General features: G+C 69.8%; 13 protein-coding genes. 9 read left to right on the forward strand and 4 right to left on the reverse strand.

What is annotated here, in order from left to right; all coding sequences use genetic code 11:
- From K8625_RS43035 to K8625_RS43045, 3 genes are all read left to right on the forward strand, one after another.
- On the forward strand, window positions 1-1212 hold a 1212-nt coding region (locus tag K8625_RS43035), incomplete at its 5' end, for a phage tail protein (RefSeq protein ID WP_223786022.1).
- Window positions 1213-1221: 9 nt separating this feature from the next.
- Entirely contained in the window at window positions 1222-3327 is a 2106-nt protein-coding gene (locus K8625_RS43040; protein ID WP_223786023.1) for a Hint domain-containing protein, read from the forward strand.
- A gap of 17 nt (window positions 3328-3344) precedes the next feature.
- A complete protein-coding gene (locus K8625_RS43045; RefSeq protein ID WP_223786024.1) occupies window positions 3345-3878 on the forward strand; it encodes a hypothetical protein in 534 nt (177 codons plus the stop codon).
- A 34-nt stretch (window positions 3879-3912) separates the two neighbouring features.
- Here the strand turns inward: K8625_RS43045 and K8625_RS43050 are convergent, their stop codons facing one another.
- Window positions 3913-4419, reverse strand: coding sequence for a hypothetical protein (locus K8625_RS43050; RefSeq protein WP_223786025.1), 507 nt, complete (start codon window positions 4417-4419; stop codon window positions 3913-3915).
- A gap of 344 nt (window positions 4420-4763) precedes the next feature.
- On the opposite strand from K8625_RS43050, the gene K8625_RS43055 reads away from it, so the two are divergent.
- The 6 genes from K8625_RS43055 to K8625_RS43080 all read left to right on the forward strand — a co-directional run bounded on the left by K8625_RS43055 (window position 4764) and on the right by K8625_RS43080 (window position 8016).
- Window positions 4764-5363, forward strand: coding sequence for a hypothetical protein (locus K8625_RS43055; protein ID WP_223786026.1), 600 nt, complete (start codon window positions 4764-4766; stop codon window positions 5361-5363).
- A gap of 58 nt (window positions 5364-5421) precedes the next feature.
- Window positions 5422-5670 (forward strand): hypothetical protein, encoded by a 249-nt coding sequence (locus K8625_RS43060; RefSeq protein ID WP_223786027.1) that lies wholly within the window; start codon window positions 5422-5424, stop codon window positions 5668-5670.
- A gap of 30 nt (window positions 5671-5700) precedes the next feature.
- The gene (locus tag K8625_RS43065) at window positions 5701-6153 is read left to right on the forward strand and encodes an NlpC/P60 family protein (protein ID WP_223786028.1); all 453 of its coding nucleotides are present in this window, start codon (window positions 5701-5703) and stop codon (window positions 6151-6153) included.
- A gap of 188 nt (window positions 6154-6341) precedes the next feature.
- Complete coding sequence (locus K8625_RS43070) at window positions 6342-7007, forward strand: hypothetical protein (RefSeq protein ID WP_223786029.1); 666 nt, start codon at window positions 6342-6344, stop codon at window positions 7005-7007.
- Window positions 7008-7042: 35 nt separating this feature from the next.
- Window positions 7043-7216: a hypothetical protein gene (locus K8625_RS43075; protein ID WP_223786030.1), complete on the forward strand. Its 174-nt coding sequence runs from the start codon at window positions 7043-7045 to the stop codon at window positions 7214-7216.
- Between the two features lie 92 nt (window positions 7217-7308).
- On the forward strand, window positions 7309-8016 hold the full coding sequence (locus K8625_RS43080; RefSeq protein WP_223786031.1) for a hypothetical protein: 708 nt from the start codon (window positions 7309-7311) through the stop codon (window positions 8014-8016).
- Between the two features lie 37 nt (window positions 8017-8053).
- On the opposite strand, the gene K8625_RS43085 is transcribed toward K8625_RS43080, so the two are convergent.
- From K8625_RS43085 to K8625_RS43095, 3 genes are all read right to left on the reverse strand, one after another.
- On the reverse strand, window positions 8054-8458 hold the full coding sequence (locus tag K8625_RS43085) for a hypothetical protein (RefSeq protein WP_223786032.1): 405 nt from the start codon (window positions 8456-8458) through the stop codon (window positions 8054-8056).
- Window positions 8459-8460: 2 nt separating this feature from the next.
- Window positions 8461-9489 (reverse strand): hypothetical protein, encoded by a 1029-nt coding sequence (locus K8625_RS43090; protein WP_223786033.1) that lies wholly within the window; start codon window positions 9487-9489, stop codon window positions 8461-8463.
- A 99-nt stretch (window positions 9490-9588) separates the two neighbouring features.
- Window positions 9589-9969: hypothetical protein (locus K8625_RS43095; RefSeq protein ID WP_223786034.1), on the reverse strand; the 381-nt coding region annotated here is incomplete at its 5' end.

Consider the following 9969-nt stretch of genomic DNA (forward strand, 5'->3'; position numbering starts at 1 on the left):
GACGAGGACGGGCTGCGCGACTACGGCTACAACCCCACGGACGTGGTGGCCCTGGGCTGCACCTCGCGCGGCCAGGCCCAGCGCGTGGGCCGCTGGCTGCTGCACACCGAGAGGCTGGAGACGGAGACGGTGGTCTTCAGGACGGGCCTGGAGGGCGCGCTGCGCAACCCCGGCGCGGTGGTGAAGGTGGCGGACCCGACGCGCGCGGGCCGGCGCTGGGGCGGCCGCGTGGTGGAGGCCTCGGACTCGCGTGTGGAACTGGACTCGGACGTCCACCTCGAGGCGGGGCACACGTACTCCCTCTCGGTGGTGCTGCCGGACGGCAAGGTGGAGGAGCGCCCGGTGGCGCAGTTGGCCCCAGCGCCGTACCGCGCGCTGACGCTGGCGACGCCTTTCTCCGCGGCGCCCGTACCCCAGGCCGTCTGGGTGCTGGCGGCCAACGACTTGGTGCCCACCCCGTGGCGCGTGCTGTCCGTCGCCGAGGTGGAGCCTCACGTGTACGAGGTGACGGCGCTGGCGCACCACCCCGGGAAGTACGCGGCCGTGGAGCAGGGCGTGCAGCTCCAGCCCCTTCCCACCTCCGCGTTGCCCTCCTCGTCACCGCCCCAGGGGCTGGCCCTGGGCGAGGGCCTCCACAAGACGACCAACGGCGGCCTGAAGGTGTCCCTCAACGCGCGGTGGACGCAGCACCCGGGGGCCACGGCCTACGTGGTGCGCTGGCGGCTGTCCGAGGGCAACTGGAGCCCCGAGGCACGCGTCGAGACGCACTACTGGGAACTCCAGGACATCCCCCCGGGGCCCTACCGAGTCCAGGTGGCCACCGTGCTGGGCGGCGGCTTCGTCACGGCCTTCGCGGAGGCGGCGTACACGGTGCTGGGCAAGGCGGCCCCGCCCTCGGACGTGGAGGGCTTCACGTACGCCCTCAACGGCAACACGGCCACGCTTCGCTGGGTGGAAATCCCTGACTTGGACAGGGACATGTACGAGCTGCGCCACGGCGGTGGCAGTTGGGAGACGGCCTCCCTCATCGCCAAGGTGCGCGCCACCTCCTTCGAGTGGGCGCTGCCCTTCGTTGGCGTCTCCGTCGTGCGCCTCAAGGCGGTGGACACCTCCGGCAACTACTCCACCCACGCGGCCAGCGTCTCCGTCGTGTCCACGCCCACGGTGCCGTCCTCCATCACCATGACGGTGTCGGACGAGCCACCCCCCTGAAAGGACGCCATGCGCTCGAGAGAGAGAGAACTCCTGGGAGGGGTGTATGACGAGGGCGTGACGGGGCAGCCGCGCCCGCGCATCGTCAAGGCGAAGAACTTCACCATCGAGTGGTCGCACGCCGAGGAGCGGCCGCTGCACCTGCTGGCGGGCTACACCGTCGTCGTCTACACGGGGGACAACCCCAACGACACGGACTCGTACTTGGTGGAGCCCGTGCGGGTGGGGCCCACGGAGCGCCGGGTAGTGGTGTCTCTGCGGCCGAAGACGTCCGTGTCGGTGCAGGCCGCGGTGCAGACGCGCTACACCAGCGGCGCGGAGGGGAGCTGGCGCGTGCTGGGGGGCGCCGTCGTTGCCGACCCGGACACCGTCACCGTGGCGACGGAGACGCTGTCCAACGTGCCGGACGGCAGTGTCGTCAGCAAGCTGCTGGCCCCCGAGGCGGTGACGGCGCCGAAGGTGGCGCCGGCCGCCATCGCCACGCAGCACCTGCTGCTGCCGCCCTCGGACAACCTGGTGCCCAACGGCTACTCGGAGGCGGGCACCGCGGCGCTGGGCCTGTCGCCCGAGGGTGACTTCCTCGTGGAGGACGTGGCCAACGCACGCGAGGGGCGCTGGTGCCGGCGCGTGCCCCTCAACGCCCCCGGGTACCGCACTGCGGTGTGGACGAAGCGAATCCCGTGCTCAGCTGGGGACGAGTTCTCCGCCGAGGCCTGGGTGAAGGTGTCCGCGCCGCTCACCAGCAATTACGGCGGTGGGCTCTACCTCTTCTGGACGGACGCTTCGGGCAACTACGCGGGCGCCAACACGTCCACTCCCCTCAACGGAGTCTCCACCAGCTACCAGCGCTTCAAGGTGAAGGGGGCGTGCCCGGCTGGGTGCACGGGCGTCCTCCTCGTCTGGGAGCTCAACGTGGCCCCCGCGGACGTGGGCAAGGCCGTGTACCTGGACGCCCTCAGCCTGCGGCGCTCGGTGACGTTCGACTTGCTGTCCGCCAACACGTTGCAGACGTCCAACTACGCGGAGGACGGCAGCGGCATCCCCGTCGCGGGGGCGAAGCTGGACAACGTCGGCGTGGCGCTGAAGGTGGCCAGCCAGAATCTCCAGGTGGGCCGCTACCCTCTGGAGGCGCTCTTCTACAAGGGGCTCGTCACACTGGACGGCCCGGGGCCCGGCAACCGCTGCTTCTACCGGGGCAACAACCAGGGGGCGGTGCGCGGAGGCGCGCCCAACATCGACAGGCTGCGGGTGGAGTGCGCGGACAACATCACCACGTCCACGCTGTCCTGGGCCACCTGGCAGCTCTTCCTCCAGCCCCAGGCGCTGGACGACAACCTGGACGGCCTGCGGTACGCGCGGGTGGAGCTGTGGTTGCGGCCGACAGCCGGGAGTGCCTACCGCCAGCAGGTGCTGCACGTCGCGCTCACCGACAGGGTGTACAAGGACGCCACCGAGTCCTCGGCCAACAACCAGGCGCGGGCGTCCCTCCAGTACATGTTCGCCGGCTCCGTCACGGCCCTCTCCTCGACGTCGACGTCCGTCTGGTACCTGCTGGTGTCCGTCGTCAACGCGTACGGGCCCAGCGCCGCGAAGTGGTTCACCCCCGTCTCCGTCCGCAACACGGCCCTCGGGAGCCAGTACGCCTCCCCCATCGGCGCGGGCACCCCGGACGGCGGCGGCGGCGGCGGTGGCAGCGACGGCGGCGGCTACTGCCCCGCGCCGTGGGAGCCCATCCTCATGGACGACGGGGGCGAGCTGCCGGCGGAACTGGTGCAGCCCGGCATGCGCGTCCTCACCCAGCACGAGGCGTCGCTGAAGCTGGACGCCTACCAGGTGGCAGCGGTGCAGCGGGCGCGCGCGCGTCGGCACCGGCTGCTGCTGGAGGACGGCCGCGCCCTCGTCGCCTCCAGCCTCCACCCCCTCTTCGTGGAGGGCGCCGGGTGGACGGCGCTCAACGCCCTCCGTCCCGGGGACTTCATCCTCGGCTCTCGGCCCGGCCGCGTCCTGGCCGTCGCAGAGGATGGGGAGGGCGACGTCGTCCGCCTCACCGTCCACGGCGCCCGCACGTACAACGTGCAGGGCCTGCTGTCGCACAACGCCAAGCCCCGCGAGTAGCGCCCCGGAGACTGCCCATGCCGCCCCTCACCCCCGAAGAGGTGTACCAGCGCAACGCCATCGAGGCCCGCCGGCGCGACGTGACGTGCCACCTCGCGCGCGTGCGCGGACAGCAGGACGCGGCGGCCTCGGCCTCGCGCCACTTCGCCGCCGTCGGCCAGGCCCTCCAGGCGGAGCGCGCGGGGTTGGAGGGCGAGCTGCAGGTGTTGCAAGCTGGGGGCGGGGGACTCACCGACGACTGGGGCAAGTACTCCGCGCTCGAACTGGCGGCCCAGGGGGAGCGCTACCCCGCGAAGTCCGCGGCCTACGACTGGCTGGCAGCCCACCCGACGGCCACCTTCTTGGAAGCGGCGGGAGAGCTTGAGCGCCTCATGCTGGAGGCGCGCACCGCGGCGGGCCGGCCGTGGCCATTGCTTCGCGCGGACGGGCTGCTGCGCGAGTGGCAGGCCAACGCCTTCGCGCGAGGACTCGTCCCGGGAAACACGTGGGAGGTGTTCCGCGACTACCTCCTCTCCATCGGGAGGGACGCGGCCCTCGGCGGAATGTTGTGACGTGCAGGGGCGTCACCATGGACCGAGGGCCTGTTCAGTCAGGAATGGGGAGAGGGGGCAGGTATCGACGGAGTCGCTCACGCAAGGCCCTGATTCGCGCCTGCCGTTCTTTGAGCTCGCTCTCCGAGAAGGGCCCCGCATTGATTCGCTCGACGCTGGGCGGGTGGGCAGCAGTCAAGAACTCATTAATAAGTTCACCCGTTTCCCGATCGATGAGCGCCCCCTCTTTCAATGCGATCTCTCGCAGAGTGCTTGCTGCTGCCATGGTCGCCTGCGTGTGCTTCTCGACGCTTGGGTGTTTGATGTCTATCTTGTGTGCTACTGCTAGAAATTCGTCGATATGAAGCGCATAGGCACTGATTGCTCCCAGGAGTCGTGTGAACGCTTGTGCTCTTAGCTTTCCAAGTTCCAGCACGACGGATTGCTGACGTCGATAGCGTTCCAGGGCACGGGCGGCGATGAATGCAACGAGTCCGCCTGCGATGGCGAGAAGCCCCTTGTCGATGACGAGGAGGACTACTTTTTCCTGGAATGGGTCCATCAAGCATTCATAGCAGGGCAGTTGCTTTCCCTGCAGCCGGGTCAAGTTCGCCCGCCGTCTCGGTCGGCTAGAAGTCTCTCCACGAGTGCGAGGGCGCGGCGGGCGCCGAGCGCTGCGATGGCGGACTCCTCGGCGGCGCGGTAACGCGCCTGGGCTGTGGCCAGCCGCGTCTGTGCTCCGAGACTGCCGTCCATCCGCGAGACGGCCTCCGCGTACCCCACCTCCGCCACCACCAAGCGCCGTGAGAGCGCCTCCCTCTGTGCCATGTCCATGCTGGGTTGGCGGGAGAGCACGCGCCGTGCCGGCGCCGGAAGGCGTCCTCGTCTGCCCAGACGATGCCGGCCATGTCCCCCGCCGCCTCCCCCCGGCCCAGCCTTCGAGAAGACTTCGCCCGGCACGGCGAGAAGCTGGAGGCCGTTGCCGCGCGCGCCGACGAAGCGAAGCGTACGTCCGAGAAGTACGCCATCGACACGCACCGCCTCATCGAGTCCATGCGCGAGGAGCTGCGCGCCCTGGCCGAGCGCATGGCGACCGCGGAGCAGGTGCGGCGCATTGAAGAGCACGTGCGCCGGGTGGACGAGCGCGTGGACAGCGTCGACAGGCGCGTCACCGAGCAGAAGTCCGTCGTCGAGGCGGTGCCCAAGCTTGTCGAGAGGCTCAACGAGCGCATGGACAAGTTGGAGGAGCGGCTCGACGCGCAGGACGCGCGGCACGTCGCCCAGGACGCGCTTGTGAAGTCCATCCCAGACCTGTCCGCGCGCGTGACGGGCGGCGAGCACCGCTCCTCGCGCATCGCCGGGGCCCTCTGGGTGGTGGGCGCTCTCGTCGCGGTGCTGGGGCTGGCCGGGCTGCGCGAGCTCGGCCGCTGGTTCGTCCAGGTGGCACCGCCCGCGCCGGCCCTCCACCACGAGGAGCCGGCCCTTCCTCCCAGGCGCCGCCAGTGACTTCCCCGCAGCCCCCCCGCGCGACTGTCGCCCGGGGCTCCCGAAGCAGGAGACACTCATGCCGAACCTGAATCCCCAGGAGCACATCCTCCAGTTCTTCGCGTACGCGCACTTGCCGCCGCACCTGGCTGCGGTGAGCAAGCCCTTCCATGACCTCGCGCACGCCCTCGTCAACGGCGACAACGGGCCGGAGAGCGGGACGGTGACGCTCGGTCCGCCGCTGCCGCGCAACCAGGAGAGGACGGCGGCGCTGCGCAAGCTGCTCGAGTCCAAGGATGCCGCTGTGCGCGCGGTGGTCGCCAAGTAGTCCTCGCCCTCATCGCCACGGAGTCTCTCCATGTCGCAGCGCAACGCCTTCCTCGTCGCCGTCCTCTCGCAGATGCATGCGCCCTACCGGTGGAGTGGCAAGGGCGAGCTGGACCGCGTCGCCAACAAGCGCGTCTTCGACTGCTCCGGACTCGTCACCTGGGCGCTTCGCGAGGTGGGGGGCCCGGACTGGCGGTACTCCCACAACACCGACCTGCTGCTGGCGCAGTGCCTCGCCGTGTCGAAGGTGGAGGAGCTGCTGCCCGGAGACTTGGTGCTTTACCACCGCCAGGGCGCGCCGCTCGACGCGGAGCACATCATGGTGCACGTCGGCGGAGGCGTCGTGGTGGGTGCCTCCGGAGGCGGGAGCACCACCCGGACGCTGGCCGACGCCGCGAAGTCCAACGCGTGCGTGAAGGTGTTCGGCAGCCTCGACTACCGCGCGCGGCGCATGGGCCTGCGTCGCCTGCCGTTCCGCGCGTGAGCGCCATGGCCTGGCGCGCCGCCTGCGGGCTTCTCGGCCACCGATACGTCCCCGACGTGGACGTGCCTGCGGGGCGCTCCCTCTCGGCGGCCACGCGCTTCCGCCTCTGCTGCGCCCGCTGCACATGGCTCGGCGACTGGCGCTCCCTCTCATCCTCGCAGTCCCACTCGTAGCTCAAGGAGTCCCACATGAAGAAGTTGTTCTCCCTGGTCGCCGTCATCGCGGTGGCCGTCTTCGCCCCGGCCGCGCTCGCGGACACCAGTGACGTCTCGGCCGCTGCGTTCGGGCCCGCGGCCGTGGTCGCCCCCGTCGATCCGGCGCCTGGGCCGTCCCTGTCCTCCATCATCCTAGCGGCCGCAGTCCAGGCGCTGCCCGTCGTCTTCACCGCGCTGGGCGGGCTCATCGCGGCCGCCCTCCTCGCGCTGACGAAGAAGCTCAACGCCCAGGCCGGCGAGTCCAAGCTGGCGGCCATCTTCGCGCGCGCGACGTCGCTCTCGGAGGCGGTCGTCCGGGACATAGAGGTCACCCTCAAGCCCCTGCTGGAAGCGAAGGTGGCGGACGGGGTGCTCACGAAGGCCGAGCTCGACGAGCTCAAGGCGGCGGCCTTGGCGAAGTTGAAGGAGAGCTTGGGCGCGAATGGGCTGGCCGAGTTGCAGCAGGTGTTGAAGCTCTCCGCCGGTAGCGTGGGCACGTTCCTCTCCGGGCTCATCGAGGCCGCGTTGGACCGGATGAAGGCGAGCAAGGTGTCGGGGCCGACGTTCGTCGACGCGACCTCGCTCGGCGCGCTCGGCAGTGCCGCCGCCCTGGCCCCGGTGGTGGCGGCGGTCCCTCAGACGCCCCGCGGCGCGCAGTAGCCGCGGGGCTCGACCGTGTCCTCGCTGAGGTGCCCGTGCGCACCGGCTACGTGGAGGCCCAGGCCGGCGCCTCCTCACTGACGGGCTGGTACGCGAGGCTCGAGGCGGGAGCCCGGCTCCGACCGGACCTCGGACTCTTCGGCTTCGCGGAGGCCAACGAGCGCGAGCGGATGGCCGGCATCGGCGCCCGGTGGACTTTCAGCCTGTAGGGCTGGCGGCCCGCTCCTGAAGTACTGGGGGGGGCGCAGTCTAAGAGGTTCCTCTGGTATGATCATCGACTAGTCCTCGATTGGAGGAAGCGGTGGCGCAGAAGAAGCAAGTCATGGGTGACGGCACCCGATTGGCGCTTACGACGGTGGCAGGTCAAATTGCTGGGCCCGCCGGCCCTCCGGCAGTTCGAATGGTGGAAACGGCGATTCAATGGCGCCGTGAAAGGGGGCAGCGCCGCGCAGAGCACTTCGCGCGGGAATTCATGGAGTCTGGCTACCCCAACGAAACTGCACGAGTAGAGTTGGAGGTGATGCTCGCGAATCCCGAGCTTCCAACGAAGAACGTCATCATTGATGCTGTTCGCCAGCTTGATGACCTCGTCTCCGATGAAGTCATTCCCTCGCTTGCTTTATTGACGCGAGAGTATGTGCGGGCTGGTCGACCGAAGGACCGTTTCTTCGCATCGGTCGTTCGCGTATTGCGTGACATCGAGGACGGCGAGTTTGCTCTATTCCGAAAACTCGTTGCTGCTGTTGCGCGGGCGAGTCCGAATCGACATACGGGGCGCCTCCACATTGCTAAAGTGGAGGAGGAAGCAACAGGGCGAGTGTACCTGTGGGCTGACCCGAATATTGAACTCGAATGGGATGACGCCTTCGCCCCGTTGATGAGGAGCTTGGTCGCAAACGAGATGGCCAACGTCGCGACCGGACTTGCTCTTCGCGTTGATATGGCAGACGGCTGGGTGGCGGTGCCTGAGACATGGATGCAGTTGCACGCAGCGCTGGCGAGTAGTTGAGGACGGAGGCGCGCTGCGCGCACTCAGGAGAATGGCCTCACTGAGCCGTCGTGAGGCTCCCGTCCGCCTGGACGCGGACGTGGAGCCCTCCACGCCCCTCGCCCGACACGGCGATGGAGTAGCTGCGTCCCGCCTCTAGCGGCAGAACGGGCTGCACCTCCTCGAAGCCGTCGGGCACCACCCCGTACACGAGGCGTGCAGGCCCTGGTCCTCCCAGCGAGCCGCGAGCGCGGATCGCCCACACCGGCGTCCCGTCCAGGAGGCTGACGCGAACCAGGTCGTACCGTGGGCCCTCGGGGCGGGAGGGCTCGCGGATGACGAAGGCGGGGGAGGGGAGGGACTCCCCTGCGGAGGCGAGCTGCACGTGGAGAGGCGGCTCGCAGGCGCTGGTGAGCGCGGCCACGAGCAGCGCAGCGAGGAGGGGGAGGCGTCGGATGGCCATGGCTACGGAGCCCCCCGGCCCGCGCGGACCTCGCGCAGCGCGGCGTCGAGCTGCGCGGTGTAGTCCTCTCCCTCCAGGAGGAAGGGGATGGACGCGTCCGCGATGTGCCCCGACTTGAAGCCCAGCTCGAGCAGCTCCGCCTGCTGTTCCGGATTCATGTCCTCCCATGCCTTGCCCTCCCGCAGTGCCTTGAGGACGTTGTACCCGTCGCCGAAGAACTGCGCGACGAGGGCCTCGCTCATGTAGTCGGTGCCTCCGTTCTGGTGCTGCCAGACGTGCCCCACCTCGTGTACGAGCAGGTCGAGCTGCAGCGGCAGGTCCTTCTTCGGGATGTAGATGGTGTCGCCGTGGGTGAACGCGCGGCCGGAGAGGGAGAAGAGCCCCGCGCTGCCCTCCTTGATGGAGATGCGCGAGTAGTCGATGGAGTCACCGTACACAGTGCGGAGCGCGGAGACTTCGTCGTCCGTGAGGCTTCGGCGGACCGGCTCGAGGCCGAGCAGCGTCTGCGCCGCGCTGATGGCGCGCCCGCCGAGGATGAGGGTGGCGTCCAGCGGCGTCTGGAGCCCCTTCACGAGGCCCAACCCGAGCTGGGTGAAGCCCTCGCGGAAGCGCCCCGTGAAGATGTTGCCCAGGCCGCGGAACACGGTGCCCACGGACTCCACTGTGTTGCGCAGCGTGCCGACGGTGGCCTCCACCGCGCCCGTCACCAGCCCGCCCACCGCGTCGGCGGCGCGGTTGATGGCGCTGCCGATGGCCGAGCCGACTCGGGCGAAGAACCCCTTATCCTTCGGCGCGCCCTCCGTCGGCGCCTTCGCGGTGTCGGCCGCACGGGGCTTGAGCGCGGCCGCCGTCGACTGCGCCGCGCCAGAGGGCACGAGCGCGCTGGTGGAGGTCGCTCGCGCGGGGAATGCCTCGATGAAGTTGTCGAGGCGGGTGGCGAGGGGAGTGGACTTCGTCGCCCGCGAAAGCCCGTCAGCGGGCTCTCGCAGGAGAGGGACAAGAGGCGTGGTGCGTGTGCGAATGGGCTCCATGGTGGACTCCGGCTGAGGTGAGAGGTGAGGACGGGGACGCACAGCCTCTCGGCACAGCCCATGGGGCAGCACCTCGGCCAGGTCCGGGTGAAAGGCGCGTCAGAAGCCGCAGGTGTGGAAGTTCCCCGCGGAGTAGTAGCGGCACGCGTTGGGGTTGCTGCACAGCGGACGGCACTCCCCGCCAGAGCCGAGGGTGCAGGTGTCGCAGAAGCAGGACGTCACGTGCCCCGCGGACGTCACGAAGGTGGAGCACAGGCCCGCGCTGGAGCCTGTCCTCGCCCCGCAGTTCTCCGCCATGAGGATGCCCAGGCTGGTGGCGCAGACGAAGTGCGTGTTGGGCCGCGCGGTGCTGGTGCCGTCCGCCGATGCGCAGACGCCGTTGGCGTCGATGCTGCCGCACCGGCAGGCCCCGGTGCCCTGGGAGTCCACCGTCTTGCACTGCCCGGCTCCGCACGGGACGACGACGACGCCCGCCTGGGC

This window comes from Myxococcus sp. AS-1-15 (assembly GCF_020037055.1).
GTDB lineage: Bacteria > Myxococcota > Myxococcia > Myxococcales > Myxococcaceae > Myxococcus > Myxococcus fulvus.

What these genes read in the sequence shown, in the direction of transcription:
- K8625_RS43090 (WP_223786033.1), bottom strand. Translation starts at nt 9,489, where the DNA reads ATGGAGCCCATTCGCACACGCACCACGCCTCTTGTCCCTCTCCTGCGA.
- K8625_RS43050 (WP_223786025.1), bottom strand. Translation starts at nt 4,419, where the DNA reads ATGGACCCATTCCAGGAAAAAGTAGTCCTCCTCGTCATCGACAAGGGG.
- K8625_RS43045 (WP_223786024.1), top strand. Translation starts at nt 3,345, where the DNA reads ATGCCGCCCCTCACCCCCGAAGAGGTGTACCAGCGCAACGCCATCGAG.
- K8625_RS43055 (WP_223786026.1), top strand. Translation starts at nt 4,764, where the DNA reads ATGTCCCCCGCCGCCTCCCCCCGGCCCAGCCTTCGAGAAGACTTCGCC.
- K8625_RS43065 (WP_223786028.1), top strand. Translation starts at nt 5,701, where the DNA reads ATGTCGCAGCGCAACGCCTTCCTCGTCGCCGTCCTCTCGCAGATGCAT.
- K8625_RS43040 (WP_223786023.1), top strand. Translation starts at nt 1,222, where the DNA reads ATGCGCTCGAGAGAGAGAGAACTCCTGGGAGGGGTGTATGACGAGGGC.
- K8625_RS43085 (WP_223786032.1), bottom strand. Translation starts at nt 8,458, where the DNA reads ATGGCCATCCGACGCCTCCCCCTCCTCGCTGCGCTGCTCGTGGCCGCG.
- K8625_RS43070 (WP_223786029.1), top strand. Translation starts at nt 6,342, where the DNA reads ATGAAGAAGTTGTTCTCCCTGGTCGCCGTCATCGCGGTGGCCGTCTTC.
- K8625_RS43060 (WP_223786027.1), top strand. Translation starts at nt 5,422, where the DNA reads ATGCCGAACCTGAATCCCCAGGAGCACATCCTCCAGTTCTTCGCGTAC.